The sequence below is a fragment of the Bifidobacterium aesculapii genome, from assembly GCF_001417815.1.
Taxonomy (GTDB): Bacteria; Actinomycetota; Actinomycetes; order Actinomycetales; family Bifidobacteriaceae; genus Bifidobacterium; species Bifidobacterium aesculapii.
In genome coordinates this window covers 28,210-49,864 of record NZ_BCFK01000023.1, presented here as the reverse complement: position 1 = coordinate 49,864, position 21,655 = coordinate 28,210, and the positions used below count along the sequence as shown (strand labels likewise).

The 21,655-nt window shown below is 67.6% G+C and carries 19 protein-coding genes and 1 riboswitch; of the genes, 5 read left to right on the top strand and 14 right to left on the bottom strand.

Annotated elements, in window-relative coordinates:
- Nucleotides 1-6: 6 nt before the first annotated feature.
- The 5 genes from dop to BFAL_RS02950 all read right to left on the bottom strand — a co-directional run bounded on the left by dop (nucleotide 7) and on the right by BFAL_RS02950 (nucleotide 6,825).
- Nucleotides 7-1,677 carry a depupylase/deamidase Dop gene (gene dop / locus BFAL_RS02970; RefSeq protein WP_055426988.1) on the bottom strand — a complete coding sequence of 557 codons (1,671 nt, stop codon included), beginning with the start codon at nucleotides 1,675-1,677 and terminating at the stop codon, nucleotides 7-9.
- A gap of 32 nt (nucleotides 1,678-1,709) precedes the next feature.
- Complete coding sequence (locus BFAL_RS02965; protein ID WP_236691636.1) at nucleotides 1,710-2,969, bottom strand: MFS transporter; 1,260 nt, start codon at nucleotides 2,967-2,969, stop codon at nucleotides 1,710-1,712.
- 40 nt (nucleotides 2,970-3,009) lie between these two features.
- Nucleotides 3,010-3,621, bottom strand: coding sequence for a winged helix-turn-helix domain-containing protein (locus BFAL_RS02960; RefSeq protein WP_055426946.1), 612 nt, complete (start codon nucleotides 3,619-3,621; stop codon nucleotides 3,010-3,012).
- Nucleotides 3,622-4,483: 862 nt separating this feature from the next.
- Nucleotides 4,484-6,082, bottom strand: a complete 1,599-nt coding sequence (arc, locus tag BFAL_RS02955) for a proteasome ATPase (RefSeq protein WP_055426945.1) — start codon at nucleotides 6,080-6,082, stop codon at nucleotides 4,484-4,486.
- Nucleotides 6,083-6,105: 23 nt separating this feature from the next.
- A complete protein-coding gene (locus BFAL_RS02950; RefSeq protein ID WP_055426944.1) occupies nucleotides 6,106-6,825 on the bottom strand; it encodes a DedA family protein in 720 nt (239 codons plus the stop codon).
- 191 nt (nucleotides 6,826-7,016) lie between these two features.
- Between BFAL_RS02950 and serB the strand changes: the two genes are divergently transcribed.
- Nucleotides 7,017-7,628 carry a phosphoserine phosphatase SerB gene (serB, locus tag BFAL_RS02945; protein ID WP_236691645.1) on the top strand — a complete coding sequence of 204 codons (612 nt, stop codon included), beginning with the start codon at nucleotides 7,017-7,019 and terminating at the stop codon, nucleotides 7,626-7,628.
- Here the strand turns inward: serB and fmt are convergent.
- The 5 genes from fmt to BFAL_RS02920 all read right to left on the bottom strand — a co-directional run bounded on the left by fmt (nucleotide 7,625) and on the right by BFAL_RS02920 (nucleotide 13,187).
- Nucleotides 7,625-8,662: a methionyl-tRNA formyltransferase gene (fmt, locus tag BFAL_RS02940; RefSeq protein WP_055426942.1), complete on the bottom strand. Its 1,038-nt coding sequence runs from the start codon at nucleotides 8,660-8,662 to the stop codon at nucleotides 7,625-7,627. The genes serB and fmt overlap by 4 nt on opposite strands.
- 48 nt (nucleotides 8,663-8,710) lie before the next feature.
- Nucleotides 8,711-9,424, bottom strand: a complete 714-nt coding sequence (locus BFAL_RS02935) for an HAD family hydrolase (RefSeq protein WP_055426941.1) — start codon at nucleotides 9,422-9,424, stop codon at nucleotides 8,711-8,713.
- A 114-nt stretch (nucleotides 9,425-9,538) separates the two neighbouring features.
- Nucleotides 9,539-10,945, bottom strand: coding sequence for an ABC transporter permease (locus BFAL_RS02930; protein WP_055426940.1), 1,407 nt, complete (start codon nucleotides 10,943-10,945; stop codon nucleotides 9,539-9,541).
- The gene (locus BFAL_RS02925) at nucleotides 10,932-12,155 is read right to left on the bottom strand and encodes an ABC transporter permease (RefSeq protein ID WP_055426939.1); all 1,224 of its coding nucleotides are present in this window, start codon (nucleotides 12,153-12,155) and stop codon (nucleotides 10,932-10,934) included. Before BFAL_RS02925 ends, BFAL_RS02930 begins: the two co-directional genes overlap by 14 nt.
- 57 nt (nucleotides 12,156-12,212) lie before the next feature.
- Complete coding sequence (locus BFAL_RS02920) at nucleotides 12,213-13,187, bottom strand: ABC transporter ATP-binding protein (protein WP_055426938.1); 975 nt, start codon at nucleotides 13,185-13,187, stop codon at nucleotides 12,213-12,215.
- A 286-nt stretch (nucleotides 13,188-13,473) separates the two neighbouring features.
- Here BFAL_RS02920 and BFAL_RS02915 point away from each other — a divergent pair, with 286 nt between their 5' ends.
- The gene (locus tag BFAL_RS02915) at nucleotides 13,474-14,682 is read left to right on the top strand and encodes a sensor histidine kinase (RefSeq protein ID WP_055426937.1); all 1,209 of its coding nucleotides are present in this window, start codon (nucleotides 13,474-13,476) and stop codon (nucleotides 14,680-14,682) included.
- Nucleotides 14,679-15,332 carry a response regulator transcription factor gene (locus BFAL_RS02910; protein WP_055426936.1) on the top strand — a complete coding sequence of 218 codons (654 nt, stop codon included), beginning with the start codon at nucleotides 14,679-14,681 and terminating at the stop codon, nucleotides 15,330-15,332. Before BFAL_RS02915 ends, BFAL_RS02910 begins: the two co-directional genes overlap by 4 nt.
- A gap of 38 nt (nucleotides 15,333-15,370) precedes the next feature.
- On the opposite strand, the gene BFAL_RS02905 is transcribed toward BFAL_RS02910, so the two are convergent.
- The 4 genes from BFAL_RS02905 to BFAL_RS02890 all read right to left on the bottom strand — a co-directional run bounded on the left by BFAL_RS02905 (nucleotide 15,371) and on the right by BFAL_RS02890 (nucleotide 20,810).
- Complete coding sequence (locus BFAL_RS02905; protein ID WP_055426935.1) at nucleotides 15,371-17,755, bottom strand: primosomal protein N'; 2,385 nt, start codon at nucleotides 17,753-17,755, stop codon at nucleotides 15,371-15,373.
- 92 nt (nucleotides 17,756-17,847) lie between these two features.
- Nucleotides 17,848-19,074 carry a methionine adenosyltransferase gene (gene metK / locus BFAL_RS02900; RefSeq protein WP_055426934.1) on the bottom strand — a complete coding sequence of 409 codons (1,227 nt, stop codon included), beginning with the start codon at nucleotides 19,072-19,074 and terminating at the stop codon, nucleotides 17,848-17,850.
- Nucleotides 19,070-19,145, bottom strand: a riboswitch (SAM riboswitch). (Overlaps the previous gene by 5 nt.)
- 211 nt (nucleotides 19,146-19,356) lie before the next feature.
- A complete protein-coding gene (rpoZ, locus tag BFAL_RS02895; protein WP_055426933.1) occupies nucleotides 19,357-19,680 on the bottom strand; it encodes a DNA-directed RNA polymerase subunit omega in 324 nt (107 codons plus the stop codon).
- Between the two features lie 92 nt (nucleotides 19,681-19,772).
- Complete coding sequence (locus BFAL_RS02890; protein ID WP_055426932.1) at nucleotides 19,773-20,810, bottom strand: LacI family DNA-binding transcriptional regulator; 1,038 nt, start codon at nucleotides 20,808-20,810, stop codon at nucleotides 19,773-19,775.
- Nucleotides 20,811-21,106: 296 nt separating this feature from the next.
- On the opposite strand from BFAL_RS02890, the gene BFAL_RS11695 reads away from it, so the two are divergent.
- A complete protein-coding gene (locus BFAL_RS11695; RefSeq protein ID WP_269082760.1) occupies nucleotides 21,107-21,235 on the top strand; it encodes a hypothetical protein in 129 nt (42 codons plus the stop codon).
- A 126-nt stretch (nucleotides 21,236-21,361) separates the two neighbouring features.
- The gene (locus BFAL_RS11690; protein ID WP_269082759.1) at nucleotides 21,362-21,490 is read left to right on the top strand and encodes a hypothetical protein; all 129 of its coding nucleotides are present in this window, start codon (nucleotides 21,362-21,364) and stop codon (nucleotides 21,488-21,490) included.
- Nucleotides 21,491-21,655 lie beyond the last annotated feature (165 nt).

Here is a 21,655-nt window from a genome sequence, read left to right as displayed (position 1 = left end):
CACGGCTCACCGCCGCTGTTCCGTGGCGAGCCGCGCCAGCAGGCCGGCGGCGTCGGCCGCTTCGGCCACGGCAGTTTCGACGTTCTCCTTGCGGAACGCCAACGGATCGGACATGTCGAGGCTCACGAGGTCGCCGGGGCGCACGCTGGTCGCCTCGGCGGCGGACGCGTTGCCGTACGTGTCGGGCAGCGCGTCGCCCGCGCCGTCGGCCCGTGGCATGCGCGCGGTCAGATGCGACCAGCTGGCGGCGACCACGTCCGCGGGGAACGCGCGCACGACGGCGGCGCGCAGCCACGCGCGCGTCGTCTCGGGAGGGTTCGCGGCGGCCGTGGCGAGCGCGGCGTCGTCGACGAGACGTTCCACGCTCCCCGCCTTTTCGAGCTTGGCGAACACGGACCGGCCGGGGTCAAGCGCCGCCCACGACAGGTCGACGGCGGCGAGACGTGGATCATCCCACGACGTGTCCGGCCCGATCTTGCGGCGCAGCTTCTCCAGCAGCTGCCATTTGAGCAGCCATTCGACGCGTCCTGCTTCGGCGCGCATCGTCAGGCGCGCGTCGTCGCCGGCATGGCGGATGGCGGCGGTGTCGGCGAGCGCCTGCCCCCACATGGCCATCACGTTGCGGGTCTCACGGTCCTCCCATGCGGGTTCGCCGGCGGTGTCGGTGCCGAGCGTGGCGGCGGCGACCTCGTAGACGAAGCGGCGCAATGTGACCTGCATGAGCCATGCGGTGATCTCGCCGCCGGTTTCGCGCGGAAGCGTGGCTGCGAGCGTGAGGTCGTGGGAGACGGTGTGCATGGCTTCGACCGGGTCGGCGAGCTGGAGGGAGCCGAGCAGCGCGTCGAGGTCGTAGCCAGTTTCGCGCGCGTGTTCGAGCGCCCACAGCAGGATGGAGGTGACGCCGAGTTTCAGGACCTGGGGCACGTCCATGCGGTTGGCGTCGCCGACGATCACGTGCAGGCGGCGGTATTCGCCGGTGGAGTGGGATTCGTCGCGCGTGTTGATGATGGGCCGGTCGAAGGTGGTCTGCAGGCCAATCTTCGCGTGGATGGTGTCGGCGCGTTGGCTCAGCTGGTAGCCGGGCGTCTCGCTCTTCTCGCCGATGCCTACCCTGCCGGAGCCGGCCCAGATCTGCCGGGAGACGAAATGCGCGGTCATCAGGGCGGCGACGTCGGCGAAGGGCACGTCGCGGCGCATCATGTAGTTCTCGTGCGTGCCCCAGCTGGCGCCTTTGCCGTCCACGTTGTTGCGGTGGAGGACGATCGGACGAGCTGGTGCCGCGACGGCGCTGGCGGCGCGGGCGGCGGCGAGCATGAGCCGGTCGCCGGCATGGTCGTAGGCGAGTGCCTGGAACGGGTCCGTGGTTTCGGGCGCCGAATATTCGGGGTGCGCGTGATCCACGTAAATGCGGCCACCGTTGGGCGCGATCACGTTGGTGATGTTGAGTTGGGGCGCGTCGGTGAGCATGTCCGGGCGGGCCGCGGCGCGGTCGAGCCTGGTGCCGCGCGCGTCGTTGACCGGATCCTCCTGACGGTAGTCCCAGCGGATGTGCCGCGTGGCCGGCGTCGCGGCCGCGCCGACCACGTCGAAGCTCAGCTGCACCGGCTGGTAGTAGGCCACGCCCGGCTGCGAGACCGCGTACTCGGTCTCCGTTCCCATCACTCGTTTCACGCTCATGCGCACCATGATAGTTGCGCGAGTACGGCGCCTCACAGCCGGGTCTCGCCCCATCGGCCCGCTCGCGGAATCCGTCGTATCGGACTGCTGCAGGCCACAATCAGGGTGCTGGCGAGAATCGTCAGGGAAAACACCAGTACCGTATGCGGGAAACCGAGGACCGGCAGCAATGTTCCGGCGGCCGCACCGCAGAACGCCGAAAGGGTCTGGGCCGGCACCGTCAATGTGACGGTGATCCGGCCCTGCATATCCTGTGGCGACTTGGCGAACACGAAGCCGAGGAGCAGTGCGTTGATGACAGGGAAGGGCAGCCCCATCAACGAGTTGGCGATTAGGATGGCACGATAGTCATCGGTCAGCATCATCGGCGTCACACAGACGCACATGAAGACGAAAGCCACGCATACCGTCGTTCCCACAGGCAGTTCACCGCCGAACTTGCCCGCAAGAGCAGACCCCACCAGCATGGCAAGGGAGATGCCCGCGCTGATGAGGCCGATGAGCGTCGCGTTGGTACCGGCTGAGACCAGATGAAGCTGGATGGCGTATTGGATGCCATTGACTCCGAAATTCGTCAGCGATGCAGCCACCACGACGACCACCAACATCCGCTTATGCAGGAACCATGACCAGCCTCCGATGAGGTCCTGAAAGAACGATCCGCCGCTTTTCGACGGCCTTCCATCGGCAGGTTCCCCGGTTTGGTCTTCCCTCTTCCTGATGACCATAGCCGAAGCACCGGCCATGGCATACGCACATGCGGCGATCAGGAACGGGAGCCACGGTCGGACGCTGTACAGGAATCCCCCTATAGGATTCCCCATCATGTTGATGGTCGCATCGCGGCCCTCATTCAGGCTGCGGGCCTGAGGATAGTCACGGACGTCGATGATCGACCTGAGCATCGCGTCGGTCGCGCTGCCCAAAAAGCCATTGACGCCCGAAGCGATCACCGATATCGCAAGCAGTACGGGGAAGGACAACCGCCCCACAGACAGTAGAATGCCCACGATACCCCAGGCAAGCGTTCCCGTCACGGAGTTCGCGACGATCGCGGCCCTTCTGTCATGACGATCGACGAACGTGCCTCCGAACACACTCATCCCCTGTTGCGCGATCATCGACAACGACCCCATCCAGCCCGCCGCCACGGTGGATCCGGACAACGCATAACCGAGCAGGCTTATCGCCAACGCGCGCAGGGCCAAGCCAATCGCGGAAGCGGTATCCGCAGTGAACCATGCGACGTATCCGATGGAACGCCAGAACGGTAATTCCCCCCTCATATTCATATGAGCCTTCTTTCTTATTGTCGGATACCTGATATGAGAATCACGGCATCCAACGGAACACCTGAAGAACCAAGGCGACTCGTTCGGCGTCATTCCCGCCATCGGCGCGGCCCGCCCCGACCTGTTCCCATCTGCGGATGACCTCGTTCAATTCCCCGATCATCTCCTTCATCTCCGAGACGTTCAGGTTCAGAACGTGGTCGTCGCTCGTGCAGTTGTCGACCCACTCGCGAGGAAGATCGGGAACGCGGTCAAGGTACCGTTCATAGGCCATCTCGTAGGACACAGCGGCGGAACGGCGGAACAGATCCATGGCATCCGCACCTGCCCTGTCGCTTCGAGACGCAGGAACGTCCGGCCGTATCGCATCCTGGCAAGCCCTCCACCAGCTCTTTCGCCTATCGCCGTCCGGGGATTCGACCTTTTCCACGAATCCCGCACGAGCCAATTGCCCGAGGTGATAGCTGACCACCCCCGGAGCCTCCCCGATACGGCCACTGATGCTTCCCACGGTCTGGACCCCGTCGACGCGAAGCGTCCCAAGGATTCTCATGCGGACCGGATTGGCCACGGCGCGGAGAGCGGCGGAATCCGCCACCTTCACGGCGGTGTCCTCCAGCAATGCATGTCGCTGCGGCGTTTCGTCAGTCATTCCAACACCTTCCTTTCCCTGATCCAATCATACAACAAGGTTTTTGTACAAATTTTTTGCGCATTTATTTTGTTTGCGCCATCTCTTTATCGGGTAGCGCAGACGCGCAACCCAAAACAATTGAGCCTTCGCCAGTTTGTGTGGTGGGGTGTTGGGTTTCCGTAGCGGCGAGTGGGGGTTCCCGGGGTGTGGGAGGAGGGTTCTCCCTGTATGGTTTGTTCCCGCCAAGGAGCAGACGCCGACGCCAGGCTGTGTTGTTGTGTTTTGGCAGGTTGGTGTCCGCCTTGCGGGAAACACCGCTCAACCTGCCGAACAGACATTGAAGCAATACACCTGCACGGCCGCATGGCGGAGGGTGTTCTTCGTTGCAAGGGGTACATTGCGCGTGCCGCGGACATCCATCTGCGTTACAAGGGGTGCCCAGACCCCGATATCCCGGGTACACATGGCGGAATACCGTCCCTCACGGGTCTCGAACCCCCGCGAAACCCCAGCCTGGGCACCCCTCGCAAACCACATGGATGCCCGCAACGCCCCATACCTACCCCTCATCAACGAGATAGCACAGACAGGTCAGCGTTTGACGGCGAAGAAGCCGGCGAGAAGCGCGGCGCGCGAGTGCGGCCGCCTCGCCCATCTCCTCGTCGTAGCACATGGCCCCTATTCATACCCCATATTTCCATCAGTCCCCCGTCCAAGCCCCATCTCCTTCGCCCGAGCCTACCAATGGAAACCACATCTCAGTGACCGAAAACACGGAGCAATGGGCGGCTCCTACTCGAACAGCACCATCACCCCACACATACTGGTGAAGGCTCTGATTTCTACGGCTCGGACCACAGCAACGGCATGTTCGACCCGGTCAGTGTTCCACGCCGCGGATGGCGGTGACGGCACCGGCGTCGAAGCCGTTGACGCGGCTCCACTGCACGGGGTCGGCGTCGAGCAACGAATCGCGTGTCTCCGTAAACTCTTCCTCGACGGCGCGCGCCAGCAGGTCCACGCCGATCGCGACGTCGCTCCCGGTGCCGATGGACGCCTTCACGGCGAGAGTCTTCGCACGGTCGACGATGTTCTTCAGGCTCGCGCCGCTCGTCACGTCGGCGAGGAACAGCGCGTTCCACACACCGTGCTCGTCGCGTACGTCGGCGAGATGACGACGTGGCGAACGCGTGTAGATGTCGCGCACGAGCACACCGGCGAGCGCGTCGGCGTCCACGCCGCCCTCGAGCGGCAGGTCGTCGGTCAGATAGTGGCGGATGACAGCGCGCGCCGCGTCGCCGTTCGGACGATCGATGCGGATCTTCACGTCGAGACGGCCCGGGCGCAGCACGGCCGGGTCGATCATGTCGACGCGGTTGGAGGCGCCAATGACCATCACGTTGCCGAGCGATTCGACGCCGTCGAGTTCGGCGAGGAACTGCGGCACAATCGTGGTCTCCACGTCGGAGGAGACGCCGGAGCCGCGCGTGCGCAGCAGCGAATCCATCTCGTCGATGAACACGATGACGGGCCGCCCGTCGGCAGCGCGTTCGCGCGCGCGACGGAAGATGAGACGGATGAGACGTTCCGATTCGCCGACGAACTTGTTGAGCAATTCCGGGCCTTTGACGGACAGGAACACGCCGCCGGCGCCCGGCGTGCCGGAGCGCTCGCCGAAGCCGTCGCCTTCGGCGAGCGCGTGCGCGACGGCCTTGGCGATGAGCGTCTTGCCGTTGCCGGGCGGGCCGTACAGGAGCACGCCCTTCGGTGGTTTGAGATCGTAGCGGGCGTACAGTTCGCGATGCTGGAACGGCAGTTGGACGGCGTCGCGGATGCGTTCGATCTGCCGGTCGAGGCCGCCGATGTCGTCGAACGTCACGTCGGGCGTCTCCTCGAGGACGAGGTCGGCGTCGTTCGCGCGGGGCAGCGCGTCGACGGCGATGCGGCCGGAGGCCTCGACGATCACGCGGTCGCCCTTGTCGAACGGGTGGGAGGCAAGTGTGCTGGCACGGCGGACGACGCTCGCGTTGCCGCCCGCGTCGGCAACGACGAGACGACCGTCGCCGAGCGGCTCCGTGACGGTGCGCACCATGCCGGACGTATCGTGGTCGCGCTGGTCGACGAGGACCATCTTCTCGTTGAGGATGACGGTGCGCCCGGCTGCGAGACGCGAGGCGTTGAGTCCGGCCGCGACGGGCACGATCATACGGCGCGTGCCGACGATGACCTCGGCGCTGGCGTGCGTGACGCCCATCTCGTCCGTGCGGGAGGAGTCGACCTTCACCATCGTGGCGAAGGTGAGCGGCGGCTGGGCGAGCTGCGACAGCTGCGATTTCGCTTTGGTGAGCTCCTTGCCGGCGCGGGTGAGCGCCTCGGCCAGCGCATGGTTCTTCGCCATGAGCCGGTCGTTCAACGCGGCGAGCTCGCGGGCCGTCTGCTCGCGCGCCTGCCTGTCCAACGTCTGCCGATCGTCCGTCATGCCTGTCCGTCTCCCCCGATTCCTTACTTCCGGTGTGCTCCGCGTTTACTCGTCACTGTACGGATTTTGCGCACCGCCCACACCACGATGACCACGATGAAGGCGACGATCACCACGTCCTCGAACACGTTGAGGTAGCCGAGGATCGAGCACCAGCCGGAGCCGAGGAAGTAGCCGGCGGAGACGAGGATCGTGTTCCACACGGCCGAGCCGAGCAGCGTCCAGCCGGTGAAGTGGAGGAAGTTCATGCGGTTGAAGCCCGCGGGGATGGAGATGAGCGAACGGACGACGGGGATCACGCGGCCGATGAGCACGCTGGCCGTGCCGTAGCGGGTGAACCAGTCGTTCGCCTTGTTGACGTCCTTGCGGCTGACGCCGGGGATCACGTCGGCGGCCCTGTGGATGCGGTGCAGTCCCACCCAACGGGAGATGCCGTACAACGCCCACGCGCCGAGAAGCGAGCCGACGGTCGCCCAGATGATCGCCTCGACGAGGTTGAGCGTGCCGCGCGAGGCGGTGAATCCGGCGAGCGGCAGGATCACTTCGGAGGGGATCGGCGGGAAGACGGATTCCAACGCGATGGCGAGCGCCACGCCGACGCCGCCGACCGTCTCCATCAGGGAGACGAGCCAGTCGGTGATGACCTGGATGAGACCGCCGTCGCCGGTCGGGCAGACGGGGGCCGGCGCGTTCGTGGCGGCCTGCGTAGTGACGCCCGCGGCGGCGGAAAGATTCAGAACCATGGTTGCAAAGGGCATGACGCGTATTGTCCCAAGGTTTTTCGACAATCGGGGGCATGACCGAAGAACTTGCGCAATCCCTTGACGAGCAGACCCATGCCGGCGATGCCGGCGACAACAAGGAAGGCACGCCCGCGGCGGACGTATGGGGCTTCCCCCAGGCGCCGACCCTGGCCCGCCCCGGCCTACTGGTCATGGACGTCGATTCGACGCTCATCGACGAGGAGGTCATCGACGAGCTCGGCGAGGCGGCCGGCTGCGGCGAGCGGATCGCCGAGGTGACGGCGCGCGCGATGCGCGGCGAACTCGAGTTCTGCGACGCGCTGCGCGCACGCGTGGCGCTGCTTCAGGGCCTGCCGGTCTCCGTGTTCGACACGGTGCACGACAAATTGCATTTCACCAACGGCGCGCTGGAGCTCATCGACACGCTGCACGCGCACGGCTGGAAGGTGGGCGTCGTCTCCGGCGGATTCCATGAGGTCGTGGATCGGCTCGTCGCCGAAGCGCATATCGACCATCGGCTTGCGAACCGGCTCGAGGTGCGCGACGGCCATCTCACCGGCAAGGTGCTCGGCGACATCGTGTGCAAGACGGTGAAACTGCATGCGCTGCGCGAATGGGCGAAACGCGAGGGCGTTGACATGGCGCAGACCGTGGCCGTGGGCGACGGCGCGAACGACATTCCGATGATTCAAGCCGCGGGTCTCGGCATCGCGTTCTGCGCGAAGCCGAAGACCCAGCTCGCCGCCCACGAGGCCATCAACGAACGCGACCTGACCAAGGTCCTCGACTTCCTGCGCCGCTAGGCGAGACGGGCGGAATCGGCCAGGCGGGCGCCGCGCGCCCAGTCGGCGGCGCGCATGGCCTTCTTGCCTTGGGCCTTGACCTCGAGCAGTTCGAGCGGCGTGGTGCCGGTGCCGACCCACACGTTGCGCTTGCCGGCCTTGAGCTCGCCCGGTTCCAATGACTGCGGCGCGTTCGGGTTCGCCAAGTCCGCCGGCTGGGCGCGCAGGATGTGCAGGGTGAGCGGCTTCGCGGGTTCGCCGGTCTGAGCACCGCCGACGTCGCCGGCACCCGTTCCGGCGACGTCGGCCGAACCGTCATCGCCGGGCAGTCCGTCCGCGTACAGCGCGCACCATGCGCCCGGATTCGGCGTGCAGGCACGGATCTGGCGGTCCACGGCCTCGATCGGCGCGGTGAAGTCGACGTGCGCGTCCTCGACGGTGATCTTGCGCGCGTATTCGTGGTCGCCTTCCGGCTGCGGGGTGAACACGGCGGTCCCCTCCCCCACATGCGCGAGCGCGTCCACATACATGGGCGCGCCTTCGACGGCGAGACGGTCGAGCAGTTCGCCGGCGGTTTCGCGGCCGGTGAGGTCCACGCTCATCGTGGCGATGACGGGGCCGTCGTCCAATCCCTCGCCGACTTTGAACACGTCGGCGCCGGTGGTCGTGTCGCCGGCCCAGATGGCGCGTTGCGCGGGGGCCGCGCCACGCCACGCGGGCAGGTTGGAGAAGTGGAGGTTGTACCAGCCGAGCGGTACCGCGTCGAGCACGTCGACGGGCAGGATGTTGCCGTAGGCGATGACGGCGGCGATGTCCACGTCGAGCGACTTCAGCGTGTCGAGGAAGCCGGGGTCGCGCGGTTTCGCGTCGATGACGGGGATGCCGAGCTCCAGCGCTGCGGCCTTGACCGGGCTGGGCTTGAGCTTGCGGCCGCGGCCGGTGGGCGCATCGGGACGGGTGAGCACGGCCTTCACGTCGAAACGCGGGTCGGCGGCGAACGCCTTCAGCGACGGCACGGCCACGTCGGGCGTGCCGGCGAACAACAGGTTGAGCATAGGTGTGCGTGTTTCCTTCGTGACGGGGAATCTACCGAAACGGCGATTCTACTTCACGGTCTTCACGTCGGGGATGTCCACGCCGGCGGCGATCAGCAGCTCGCGCAGCTTCACCGGATCGCGGAAGCGGATGCCGCGGATGCCGGCGGCGTTCGCGCCGACGATGTTCATCGCCTTGTCGTCGATGAACACGGCTCCCGAAGCCGCGATGCCGAACTCCTCGAGCGCGCGCTCGTAGATCTCCTTGTGCGGCTTGCGCAGCCGCACATAGCCGGAGACGATCTTGCCGTCGAGCGAGTCAAGGATCGGCGTGGCCTTCTCGGCGATCGGGAACAGCTCCTTCTCCCAGTTCGACAGGCCCCACACGCCGATGCCGGCGGCCTTGAGGTCGTTGATGAGCACGCGCGCGCCGGGCACGACGCCGACGAGCGAATCCTCGAAATTGTCGAGATAGTACTGGAGCATGTCGGCCCACTGGTCGCCGCTGTGCTCGCGCATCCACGCGACGCCCTCCTGAGGGGTGGCGCCGGCGTCCATCCGGTCGTTGGCGTCGTAGAAGCGGGACACGTCGTTGTCGAGGAAGCGGTCGATGGTCTCCTGGTCGTAGCGCGGAATGAGCACCGCGGACGGATCCCAGTAGATGAGCACATTGCCGAAGTCGAAGATGACGTCGGTGATCGGCTTGCCGGCGTTCGCCGCTGCCTCGCCGTCCGCCACCATCACGTCGTATTCCATATCCGGTTCTCCGGGCCAACCCTTCATCGCGTCCTCCGTTCGTATCCGTTCGACGCGGGCGGCATGCGCCCGCATTCCGTCATCATGTTCCCATGCGCGCGGGACGCTGCCGCCCACGTCGTCGACCGGTCCGGCCGGCCGTCAGCGTTCGTCCAGCGTCGTCGTCGCCGGCGCGAACGCCGCCGGACGCAGACGCCGGGCGCGGCCGACGGCGAGGCCGACGCAGACGAACGCCACGGCGAACAGCGCGACGATGCCGACCGACACGCCCCAGCCGGCAACATCCACGCCGCCGGACGCGCCGATGCCGAACGCATCGTCGATCGACGCGCAGTACCACCGGCCGGGCAGCATCCGGCCGAGCGCGGCCATCGCCGCGGGCATCATGTCCAGCGGGAAGGTGACGCCGGAGGTGAACAGGATGACCAGTCCGAACACGTTGGCGAAACCGTTGGCCATGATGTCGTTGAACCCGCACTCGCTGAGCAGGAACCCGCAGGCGACCGTCATCAGCGCGTACACGCAGGCCGACGCGAGCGTCATCGCCACGCCGGACGGGGCGAGGGCGCTCGGATCCACGCCCGCCGCGACCATCATCGCGAGAGCCGCGACCGCGTAGCCGGCCACGACGACCAGCGCGAACATGCACAGGGTGGCCATGCGCTGCAGGCCCATCGTCGAGGAGCGCTGCGGCGAGGCGTACAGGCGCCGGCGCGTCTCTCCGGCGTTGAACACGCCCAGCACGAGCGACGTGCAGACGGTCATGGCGAGGAACAGCGGGTAGAGCACGGTCTGCATCAGGCCGCCGAATCCGATTGCGGCGCGGTCGGACGCGGACGCCGAAGAGGCGGGGTCGGCGTCGCTGTGGTCCACGGCGATCGCATGGTTCGCGGCCTTGTCTCGCGCGGCGTCGACGGCCTGTTTCGTCGCGGACGTGAGGTCGTCCAGCGTGAGGTTCGTGAGTGTGCCGGCAGGGAGCTGGTCGGGCGAGAAACCGCCCGACTGCGCGCCCGCCGAGCCAGTCGCATCCGCGCCGAACCGCTCGGCCAGCTGCGCGGGGTCGACCGTCACGTTGCCGCCGATCAGCGCGGTGCGGGTCAGGGACAGGAATCCGCCCGCGTCCATGGAGGCCATCGCGCCCACTCCGGACGTGTAGCTGGTGACGGTCTCGACCTGCGGCGCGTCACCGCCCGAGGCGACGGAGGCGACCAGCCTGTCCGCGTACCCGTCGGGGATGATGACGATCAGGTCCACCCAGTTCGAGGCGACCGCCTGCTGCAGCGTCTCCGGATCGTCGTCGAGGTCGGTGAGCTCGTTATCGACGGCAAGGTAGGCGCGCATCGCGTCGGCCACGCCGCCACGGTTGGAGTCCCTGTCGATGACCGCCACGTCGGCCTTGCCGGGCGTGAAAGTGTCGCCGACCTGACGGCTCCCGGACAGTGCGGAACCGCCGAGCGCGAGCATCATGACGCCGATGCCGATCAGGTAGATGAGGATGTAGATGCGGTGCGCGATGAGCACACGCAACGTGGCCTTACAGGTGTTCATAGCGTTGCTCCTTGAGCATCAGGGCGCCTGCGGCGAGGAACAGCGCGCTCATGGCGAGGAGCACGCCGCAGGTGGCGAGGAACGGACGGTAGCTGTCGAAGTAGAGGATGTCGTAGAACAGGTTCACGACCTGCTGCGTGGGGTTGATGAGGGCGAGCGCGGGCAGATTGCGGGCGATCCAGTCGCTCAGGGACATCGCGAACGCGCCGTACAGTCCGGAGAACAGCGACAGGGTGCAGGCGATGGCGCTGGTCATGCCGACCTTGACGCCGTAGGAGAGCTTCGGTATCGCGCCGATCATCGTGCCGAACGCGCATGCCATGAACGAGGCGGTGACGACGGCGAGGACGGCGGCGGGTTCGCGCCCGCCGAACGGGACGCCGAGGACGAAGCGGATGTAGGCGAACGCGACGAGCAGGCAGACCGAGGCGCACAGCCAGCTGGCGAGGAACCCGGCGACGAGCTGCCGCGTACGGCTCAGGGGCGCGATCGAACGGCGCACGCCCAACGCGGACAGGTTGGCCTGCGCGGTGACGACCGCCCTGATCGAATAGGACATCGACATGATGCACGCCATGGCGAACAACGCGTAGAAGTACCGGGTGGAGACGCCGGGGACGGAGTTGGTGAGCGTGGTCTCGCGGGTCATGCCGGTGGCGGAGCCGAGGGACGTCCAGAAGGATCGGCTGGTCGCGGCCCAGGGGTTGTCGGCGATGAGCTTGCGGGTGAGCGCGTCGGTGCGGTTGTACAGGTCGATGGCGCCGCCGAGGGCCGAGATGGTGATGGACTTGCCCGAGACGGACGCGCCGGAGCCGTCCATGCCGGCGACGGCGCCCGAGGCGAGGGTCAGGGTGATGCGCCCCTGCTTGTCGACGGTCAGGTAGCCGTCCGCGTCGCCTTTCGCGATGAGGTCGCGGGCCTTGCCGACCGAGTCGGCCCGGGTCGCGTCGAGCAGCGGCCGGCTGATGCCGGTGGCGTCCTTGGCTTCGCCCGACAGCGCGTCGATGAATGCGGAAGCCCCCTTGTCGTTGTTCCAGTTCGTATCCTGGACCGTGGCGAGGGGCACCGCCTTGAGCTCGTATTGCGAGCCGAGGTCGGCGAACATCATGTTGAACAGGGTGGCGAGCGCGAGGGGGAAGACGATGAGCCAGAACATCGACGCCTTGTCCTGCAGGTTCGTTCTGAGGGTCATGACGAAGGTGGACCACATGGTGCGTCTCCTTTCCGTGTTTCCGTGAAATGCGTGGGGTGGGTGCGTGGGGTGGGGTCAGTCGCGCAGCGCCGTGCCGGTGAGTTCGAGGAACACGTCGTTGAGGGTGGGCGGACGGCTGGTGAGGTGGCCGATGCTCGCACCGCCCGCGCGCAGCACGCCGATGAGGTCGACGAGGTTGTGGTCGCCCCGGCGGCAGGTGACGTCGAGCCTGCGGCCGTCCCATGCGGCGTCGGTGACGAAGCCGAGCGCGCGCACGGCGGCGAGCGTCTCATCGCCCAGGTCGAGGGTCTCGATGGTGATGCGTTCGCCGGTGTCGATCATGTCCTTCAGTTCGTCGGCGGTGCCGAGGGCGAGGTGCCGGCCGTAGTCCATGATGAGGATGCGGTCGCAGATCTCCTCGACCTCCTCCATGTAGTGGCTGGTGTAGATGACGGTGGCGCCGTCCCGGTTGAGCCGCTGGATGCCTTCGAGGATCGCGTTGCGGCTTTGCGGGTCGACGGCTACGGTGGGTTCGTCGAAGATGATGAGATCGGGTTTGTGGGCGATGCCGCAGGCGATGTTGAGCCTGCGCAGGAGGCCTCCGGAGAGTTTGCCGGGGCGGAAGCGCCGGTAGTCGCCGAGCCCGGCGAAGTCGATGGCCTCGTCGACGAGCGGGGCGCGTTCGGCCTTCTTCGGCACGTACAGGGAGCAGAAGTAGTCGATGTTCTCTTCGACGGTGAGTTCGTTGAGAACGGCGACGTTCTGCGGCACGAGTCCGATGCGCCGTTTGAGCGCGTAGCTGGTGGGGGTCATGGGCTCGCCGAAGACGCGGATCGTCCCCGAGTCGTAGGCGAGCAGGGCGAGGATGCAGTTGATCGCGGTGGTCTTGCCGGAGCCGTTGGGGCCGAGCAGGCCGAAGATCTCGCCTTGGCGCACGTCGAGGTCGAAGTGGTCGAGCGCCGTCATCTCGCCGTAGTGTTTGACGAGTCCGGAGACGCTGACGGCCGGGACGGCCTCCGGCGCCGCGCCGGTCGGATGGTCGATCGTCATGTCCGTTCCTTTCCGCAGGTTTCCATGGGTCCGTCCGTAGACCTTCCGCGGGGACTCCCTCCCGATTCGCGGAACCGGTTCCGCGGGTGGTCTCCACGGGCGATGGTTCCATCCTGTCATCCGGCGGCGGGTGCGGCCACCGGCAGACGTCACGATTGCGCGCGGGTCGTCCGTGACATTTGTCATGACGTCCGCCCCCATGCGCGCGATGTCTCCCCGATGCTTCGGGGCGGGTAGGCTTGGGCGTGGTAGGGCGCGACCTGAGAATCGGGGGGTGGATGTACGCATGCGCGTGATGGGCGAGAAGGCGCTGCTGGCCGCGTTGGGCGTGGCGCTGGCCCTGTGCGCGCATGCGCCGGTGGATGCGGTGCTGGTCGCGGCGCTGTTGGCGGCGACGTCAGTGACGGGTCTTGTCTCGTGGATGAGGCCCGCCAGTCTGGCGTGGCTGTCGACTGCGGCGTTCGTCACGGTAGCCGTGTTCGTGCCGTTGTGGCGCGTGTTCCTGCCGCTGGCCGCGTATGATCAGGCGCGTATGGGATTGCCTCGGGTGCGGTGGCGATCCGCCGTTGCGCTTCGTCTGATGCCGCTGTCACGCTGGCTGTGGCTGTTGCCGTTCGCGCCCCTGTTCGCGTCGCTCGTCGCGGGCGACGGCGGCACGGGCGCGGCGGACGGCCTGTCCGATCCCGCCCTCGCGAGTGCGCTCGTCATCGTCTCGTGCGTGGGATGCGCGTTGGGATTCGAATCCCGTGACGCCGCCACGACGCACGACGAGGTGCTCCGTCTGCGTGACGGATTGCGTGAGCACGCCCGCGTGACCCGTATGCGGATGGCGGATGTGGCGGAGGAACGTGCACGGTCGGTGCGCATGGCGACGCTCGGCGAACGCACGCGCATCGCCCGTGAGATCCACGACAACGTCGGTCATCTGCTCACCCGCGCGATCATGCAGTCGCAGGCGTCGCGCACGGTGGCCGAGGCGACGGGCGATACCGTGGCCGCGCAAGGGTTCGGCGCCATCGCCTCCACGCTGGACGGCGCGATGACGATGGTGCGCCGGTCCGTGCATGATCTGGAGGACGACGGCACCGATTTCGCCGCGCAGATCGAGGATGCGGCACGGTCGTTCGACGGGATCTCGCGGGATTTCCACGTCTCGGTGACGAACGACATCGCCGACGCCCCGGCGCCGGTGGCCCGCTGCTTCGCGACGGCGATCCGCGAGGCGCTGGCCAATGTGGTGCATCATAGCGAGGCGCGGGAGGCGACCGTCACGTTGCGGGACATGCCCGCGTTGTGGCAGTTGGTCGTGCAGGATCCCGGCCCGGCGGCCGCCGGAGCCGGCGGGGCGGGGCGCGGCATGGGTGTTGCGGACATCGAATCGCGGGCCAGAGCGCTGGGCGGCACCGCCCTGTGCGGGCCGTATGCCGCAGGCTGGCGCGTGTTCGTGTCCCTGCCGAAATCACGATGGACGACACGGGAAGGGAGCACATCATGAGCGTCTCGATCGTGGATGACGATCCGATTGTCTGCCAATCATTGGAGACCATTCTCACCGCCACCGGCGCGGCGAAGGTGCTGTGGACGGCGAACGACGGGCGTACCGCCGTCGACCGGTATTTCGGCTCGTCCGCGGGCAGACCGGACGTGCTGCTCATCGACATCCAGATGCCCGGCATGGACGGGCTGGATGCGGCGCGCGCCGTTCTCGACCGCGATCCGGAGGCGCGTGTCCTGTTCCTGACGACGTTCGCCGACCGCCCGACCATTACGCGGGCCATGGCGCTCGGCGCCAAAGGGTATCTCATCAAGCAGGACGTGGCGGCGGTGGGTCCCGCGATCCAGGCGGTGACGGCAGGTCAGGTGGTGATGGGTTCGGACGTGCTCGGCAAGCTCACCGGCGTCTCCCGCGAAGGCCTGCCCCCCGCCGGAGCCTCCCCCGCGTTGGACGGGCCGATCGACGATCTTAATGAGCGCGAGCGCGAGATCGCCTCGCTGGTGGCGTTGGGACTCGACAACCGCGAGATCGCGCACCGGCTGTATCTCAGCGAAGGCACGGTGCGCAACCGCGTGAGCGCCCTGCTCGACAAGCTGGGGCTTGCCAATCGCACGCAGCTGGCGATCCTGTGGATCAACGCGCACCGGTGAGCCGGCGCGGTTCCCGGATTGCTCAACTATTCAACGGCTCAGATAAGGTCCTTCCTGTCGAGCTGGAAGCGCAGTTCGCCCGGTTCGCGTGCGGCGACGTGACGCGCGACCGCGTTGCGCAACCGGGCTGCGAGCTCTTCGCGCCGCGCGTGCGGCACGCGGATGATGGCGCGCACACGGTCGGCGGTCACTTCGAGCTCGCGCGCGTCGATGGTGCGCGGCTGCGGAATCGGCACCGGGCCGAGTACGCCGGGCAGTTCCGTCTCTCCGCCCGGCAGTGGGCAGACGGCCATGTCGCCGCCCAGCGCACCGACCGCCTTCAACGCGTAGGCGACCGCGTCACGCCGCCCCCACACGCAGGCGACGGATACGGCCGGCGGCATGCCGGTCTCGAAGCGTTCCGCGAGCTCGCGTGCGGCGAGCAGCGAGGAATCCCAGATCATCAGCGACTGCGCGATCGCCGGATCGGTTTCCCCGAGCAGCAGCGCCTGACCGCCTTCGGTGCGCGGCGCGCATAGGGCGACGACGCGCATCCATGTGGCAAGCGCGTCCACGCGCGCGTCCAGTCCGGGCGAGTACAGGCTCGTCCACGCGTCGAGTATCGCCACGGCGGCATATGACCCGTACGCGGCAGTGACGCCTCCCGCCGCGGTACCGGCCGTCTCATCCCCACGTCGGATGCCTGCCACGCCCGCGTGTGCGGCCGCCTCCGCATCGTGCAACCGCACGCGCGGCTCCGCGCCGGGCGTGGCGATGACGATGACCGGGCGTGCGTCGATCTCCTCGATGACGCCGCCCGGCTGGCTGGGCGACGACAGCAGCACGGGTATGCCGCGGAACAGGCCACGCAATTCCGCGGCGGTGCCGGCCGCCCCGACGCGCACGACACGCAACCGCTCGCCATGGCAGTGCGGGCATGTCCAATTCGACGCGGCGGCGCCGCACCACCGGCATCGTGGCGTGACGGACCCACGCGTCTGCTGCAACGGACCGGTGCAGCGGCTGCACCGCGCCTGACGCAGGCATCTGGGATTGGCGCAGCTCAACGTTTCGGCGATGCCGTCCGCCGGAATCGAGAACAGCACCGGACCGGAGCGCAACGCCTGCCGGATGTTGGCGACGGCGGTGTGCGGCACGCGCGCGCCGATGGACGGATCGGCGAGCCGTGCCAGCTCCTCGCGGTTCAGCCACCGCACCCAAGGCATGGCGTCCTTCAGCACGCTGGGCAACGGCCGCACCGCGTCGCTCGGCCCGCTCACGGCCGTGGCGGCGGCACGCGGCGGCATGCCGGGCAGACCGGCGACCTCCATCTGGCTCAATGGGCTGCGCGCGTTGGCGAGGGCGACGAACACGCCGCCGTGCGCCTTCGCGCGCAGCCTGAGCACGCCGCGCGCGTGGGCGTAGGGCATCATGCCGTCCGCCTGCTGGTAGGCGATGTCGTCCATGATCGCGAACAGCGCGGGGCCTTCGACGGGCGCGTACATGGCGGCGCGCGGGCCGATGGCGCACCGGACCTGCCCTGTGGCGAGGGCGAGGTAGGCACGGTAGCGGTCCGCCGGCGGCATGCCGGCGCTGAGCACGGCGACGTCGCCCGTCCACCCGCCGGTGGCGGAACGCCGCGCACCCGTCCCGCCCGCTTCGGAATGCTCCATGCCGGCCCGCCCCGGGGAGAACGGGCGCAGGCCCAATGCGCCCAACGCATCGAGCACGTCGCGAGTCTCCTTCATGCCGGGCAGCACGATGACGGCGCCGTGCCCGGCGGACAACGATTCGGCGGCCATCCATGCGAGCGCCGCGGCGGCCTTGCCGACGCCGGGCAGCGGGTCGAACACGAACGGGCGGAACGTGCGCGCATGCAGGGCGTCGCGCAGCTCATGCACCGTATGGTCGTATTGTGCGGCGATGGTTCCGAACGCGCGGTCGAGCGCGGCGGCGCCCCGCTCCTCCCCCGCGCCGGAGCGTGTGAATCCGGCGACGAGCCGCTGCTCCTGCTCGACTTTGGCGACGCGCGGAGGCACGGCCAGGCGCAGGATGTTGGCGCGTGTGCCGCCATATGCGTCCGCGATGAGCGTGATGTCGCGGCGCATCGACGCCGGTACGAGCACGCCGCCGCCGAGCACGCGTTCGAGGTAGCGCAGCGAGGAGCGCGGCGTTTCGGACGTATCGGCGCGTTCCCAGATGACGCCGTTGACGCGCCGGCCGCCGAACCGGACGCGCACGAGCGCGCCGGGCACGGCCGCTTCGGAATCCTTCTCGTCGATGAGATAGTCGAACGTGCGGCCCAGATGCGTCGCCTGGACGTCGAGCACGACGCGCGCCACCGGCCCGCTGCCCGCGGGCGTATGCGCCGCGGGGGCGCGACGGCGCCGCTTGCGGGGTGCGAGCCCGTCGAGCGCCAGTTGTTCCGCTTCCGTTCCAGTCATAGCTGCAATGGTAACGGCAACGCGAAGGGCCGGTACATGAGTACCGGCCCTATCCTCTCGGCGTGTCGCCGTGCGGAGCCCTGTGCGGGGCGCTACCGCAGTTCGGCGATGGCGGCCTTGAGCTCGTCGACCTTGTCGGTGCGCTCCCACGGGAATTCGACGTCGACGCGGCCGAAGTGGCCGTAGGCGGCGGTCTTCGCGTAGATCGGGCGCTTGAGGTCGAGCTCGTCGATGATCGCGGCGGGGCGCAGATCGAACACCTTGCGCACGGCTGCGGCGATCCGGGCGCGGCTCACGCCCTCCTCGGTGCCGAAGGTCTCGACGTTCACGGAGACCGGGTCGGCCACGCCGATCGCGTACGCGACCTGCACCTCGACGCGGTGCGCGAGGCCGGCGGCGACGATGTTCTTCGCCACCCAGCGGGTCGCGTACGCGGCGGAACGGTCCACCTTGGACGGATCCTTGCCGCTGAACGCGCCGCCGCCGTGGTGGGCGGCGCCGCCGTATGTGTCGACGATGATCTTGCGGCCGGTCAGACCGGCGTCGGCGGCCGGGCCGCCGAGGATGAACGAGCCGGTCGGGTTGACGAGCTGGCGGTAGTCGTCATGCTTGACCTTGCCGTCGAGCACGTCGTCGAGCACCGGGTCGATGACGTGCTCCTTGAGCTGGCCGCGCAGCCATTCCTGCGTGGCCTCGGGGTCGTGCTGCGTGGAGATGAGCACGGTGTCGACACGCAGCGGACGGTCGTTCTCGTCGTATTCGATGGTGACCTGCGTCTTGCCGTCCGGGCGCAGGTGCGGCACTTCGCCGCTCTTGCGCACTTCGGCCAGACGGTAGGCGAGGCGGTGCGCCAGATAGATGGGCAGCGGCATGAGCACGTCGGTCTCGTCGGTGGCGTAGCCGAACATCACGCCCTGATCGCCGGCGCCCTGCGCCTCATAGCGTTCCTCGCGGCTGGCGGCGGTCTCCTTCTCACCGGTCAGGCGTGCCACGCCCTGGTTGATCTCCGCGCTCTGCTCGGTGATGGCGACGATCACGCCGCACGAGTCGGCGTCGAGGCCGACTTCGGAGGAGGTGTAGCCGATACGGCGCAGCGTCTCGCGCACCTTGGACTGCACGTCCACGTAGCCTTCGGACTTGACCTCGCCGAACACGAGGAACACGCCGGTGGCGGCGGAGGTTTCGACGGCGACGTGCGAGGACGGGTCCTGCCTGAGCAGTTCGTCGAGAATCTCGTCGGAGATCTGGTCGCACACCTTGTCCGGGTGGCCTTCGGTGACGGATTCGGCGGAGATGAGCTTGCGCTCCTGGTTGGTCATATCATCCCTCTTTCGGACTTATCGCCCCGCGCCGCCGCCGTTGCCGGCCGCGCGCGAGGCACAATGATACGGTTTGCTGTTGTTGTCGAGGATCGCACGGGTTCCATGCCTCCGCAGGCGTCGCCGCCGCGGTGATTATGAAAAAGGCCCGTGCCTGCCATGTCGCCATGGCCGGCGCGAGCCTCAGGTCGTTCGCTCCTGCGTTCCAGTTCTACACGTCGCCGCCTTGGTTGGCAAGCGTCCGCGAGAAATACGCGCGGAAAGAACGGGCGGCGGAATCGGTCAGTTGCCTTCGGTCAGATCGTCCTCGCCGAGGGTCTCCTCGAGCAGGCCCTCGTTGATCTCGCGGAAGGCGATGGACAGCGGCTTCTCGTTGTTCTGGTACTCGACGAGCGGGCCGACGTTCTGCAGCAGGCCCTCGTTGAGCTGCGTGAAGTAGGAGTTGATCTGACGGGCGCGCTTGGCGGCGAAGATCGCCAGGGCGTACTTGGAGTCGGCGTGCTCCATGAGATCGTCGATAGTCGGGCTGGCCAGACCGTCGGGGGTGGGGCGGGTGCCGAACTCCTCTTCGCCCTTGACCTCGGTGGTCTCGGTTTCATCTGCCATATTCGTATGCTCCAAACCGTGGGAAAATCTATCTCAACCGCAACAAGTATAGACATGCCCGGCGACGCGGCGACGTCGCACCATGCCCCGCCTCACCGCCACGGCACGTATTCGCATGCGGAGTCGCGCAGGCGCGGCATGCCCTCGACCACGTCCACGCGCGCCGGCGGCTCCTGCGTGCCGCCGCGCCGCGCCTCCACCTGCTCGTAGAGCATGCGGAACGCGCGTTCGCCCATCTCCAGGTAGTTCTGGCTGTAGCTGGTGAGCGCGGGCGAGACCACGGCGGCGAAGTTGCGATCGTCGAAGCCGACGACGCTCACGTCGTCCGGCACCTGGCGGCCCGCCTCGCGCAGTCCCTTGACGACGGCGATGGCAGTTTCGTCGTCGCCGGCGAACACGGCGGTGACGTCGTCGCGCTCCCCCAGCGCGCGCCCCGCGGCGACCGCCTCGCCGAGGTCGCGCGAGACGACGATCGGCTCGTGGACGGCCGCGCCGCGCTCGGTCAGCGCGTCGCGCCAGCCGTCGGTGCGGGTGTTGCCCGTGGGGCCCTTCGGCCTGGTCACGTGGAAGACGGTCGGGTGGCCGAGGTCGAGCAGACGCATGGTCATCCAGCGCCCGCCCTCGCGTTCGGCGTTGATGACCTGCCGTTCGCCGTCGCCAAACTCGCCGCCGACGACGACGAACGGCAGATCCTTCGGCAGGTGGTCGAGCACGGCGATGCCGGCACGGTCGTATTCGTACACGATGGCGCCGGCGGGGCGCACGGACAGGCCCATGCGCACGCGCTGCGGCACCGAGTCCATGTCGGATTCGTCCAGCGAGACGATGTTGACGAGGAATCGGCGCCTGCGCGCGGCGGCCTCGACGCCATGGTTCGTTTCGGACGTGGAGAAGGCGGACGGGTTGGCGGCGAAGACGACGACCGTGTCCATCTCACGGTTGGACAACGCCCGGGCGACGACGCTCGGCTCGTAGCCGAGTTCCTCGATGGCCTTCGCGATGCGCCGGCGCTTCTCCTCGGTGACGTTGACGGTGCCGTTGAGGTAGCGCGAGACGGTGGGCGCGGAGACCCCGGCGAGCCGTGCCACATCCTTGATGACCGGCCTCGCCCGCCTTGCACTCCTCGCCATGTCCTCTCCTTAATCGTCCCGCTCGGCCTCGCCCCGTTCCGGCATGTTTCGTCCGCCACCTTACGCGATTGCCGCGATGCCGGGATGCCAACGTTTGCAATGATTGCAGGCCCCGACGTGATATCGAACCGGTTCGAGCGCTGGGGCGCATACGGTTTCGACATGGCGTCAAGACACGCCGGTGCAGTGGACGGCACTTGCGCAGGTCGCCGGAGGGCATTATTCTGAAACCGGTTTCAGAAAGAAGCCGGAAACAACAAAGCCACCAAGGGCTTTGACCTACGAAAGGAATCATCATGTCGTTCAAGGATTCGATGATGCGCGGTCTCGCTCTCTACGGTGCCAGCGCGATGGCCCAGCACAGCATGGGCAACACCAAGGTCCTCTCCGACCTCGTCAACGAGGCCCAGAAGACGGCCCGCTGAGAAACAGCCAGACTTCGCGACGCCGGCCACCGACGGATACGAGATGACAAGCGGCGGCGGCGCACCCGGAAAAAACAGATACGGCCACGGGCCACGGGCCCTGGCCACACCGAAAGGAAACACATTATGTCGTTCAAGGATTCCATGATTCGCGGTCTCGCCATGTACGGTGCCAGCACGATGGCCCAGCACACCTTCGGCAACACCAAGGTCCTCTCCGACCTCGTCAACGACGCCCAGAAGACCGCCCGCTGACCCGGTCGCGCATGCGGCATCGGCCCGATGGCCGGTAGAACGGGGCCGTGCGTACGCCATCCGCGTACGCACGGCCCCGTTCGTATCCCGTCACACACCGCACATCGCACGACATCCCGTAGCATCCCACGCCGTTCGCGTCACCCTGCACCGCCGCAGCCAGAC

Bases quoted from the DNA above. Each gene is read 5' to 3' on its own strand.
- BFAL_RS02930 (WP_055426940.1), bottom strand. From the start codon at position 10,945: ATGAACACCTGTAAGGCCACGTTGCGTGTGCTCATCGCGCACCGCATC.
- BFAL_RS02920 (WP_055426938.1), bottom strand. From the start codon at position 13,187: ATGACGATCGACCATCCGACCGGCGCGGCGCCGGAGGCCGTCCCGGCC.
- metK (WP_055426934.1), bottom strand. From the start codon at position 19,074: ATGACCAACCAGGAGCGCAAGCTCATCTCCGCCGAATCCGTCACCGAA.
- BFAL_RS02915 (WP_055426937.1), top strand. From the start codon at position 13,474: ATGCGCGTGATGGGCGAGAAGGCGCTGCTGGCCGCGTTGGGCGTGGCG.
- dop (WP_055426988.1), bottom strand. From the start codon at position 1,677: ATGAGCGTGAAACGAGTGATGGGAACGGAGACCGAGTACGCGGTCTCG.
- BFAL_RS02890 (WP_055426932.1), bottom strand. From the start codon at position 20,810: ATGGCGAGGAGTGCAAGGCGGGCGAGGCCGGTCATCAAGGATGTGGCA.
- BFAL_RS02950 (WP_055426944.1), bottom strand. From the start codon at position 6,825: ATGGTTCTGAATCTTTCCGCCGCCGCGGGCGTCACTACGCAGGCCGCC.
- BFAL_RS02960 (WP_055426946.1), bottom strand. From the start codon at position 3,621: ATGACTGACGAAACGCCGCAGCGACATGCATTGCTGGAGGACACCGCC.
- BFAL_RS02965 (WP_236691636.1), bottom strand. From the start codon at position 2,969: ATGAATATGAGGGGGGAATTACCGTTCTGGCGTTCCATCGGATACGTC.
- BFAL_RS02910 (WP_055426936.1), top strand. From the start codon at position 14,679: ATGAGCGTCTCGATCGTGGATGACGATCCGATTGTCTGCCAATCATTG.
- BFAL_RS11695 (WP_269082760.1), top strand. From the start codon at position 21,107: ATGTCGTTCAAGGATTCGATGATGCGCGGTCTCGCTCTCTACGGTGCC.
- serB (WP_236691645.1), top strand. From the start codon at position 7,017: ATGGACGTCGATTCGACGCTCATCGACGAGGAGGTCATCGACGAGCTC.
- BFAL_RS02905 (WP_055426935.1), bottom strand. From the start codon at position 17,755: ATGACTGGAACGGAAGCGGAACAACTGGCGCTCGACGGGCTCGCACCC.
- fmt (WP_055426942.1), bottom strand. From the start codon at position 8,662: ATGCTCAACCTGTTGTTCGCCGGCACGCCCGACGTGGCCGTGCCGTCG.
- BFAL_RS02925 (WP_055426939.1), bottom strand. From the start codon at position 12,155: ATGTGGTCCACCTTCGTCATGACCCTCAGAACGAACCTGCAGGACAAG.
- arc (WP_055426945.1), bottom strand. From the start codon at position 6,082: ATGACGGACGATCGGCAGACGTTGGACAGGCAGGCGCGCGAGCAGACG.
- BFAL_RS02935 (WP_055426941.1), bottom strand. From the start codon at position 9,424: ATGAAGGGTTGGCCCGGAGAACCGGATATGGAATACGACGTGATGGTG.
- BFAL_RS11690 (WP_269082759.1), top strand. From the start codon at position 21,362: ATGTCGTTCAAGGATTCCATGATTCGCGGTCTCGCCATGTACGGTGCC.
- rpoZ (WP_055426933.1), bottom strand. From the start codon at position 19,680: ATGGCAGATGAAACCGAGACCACCGAGGTCAAGGGCGAAGAGGAGTTC.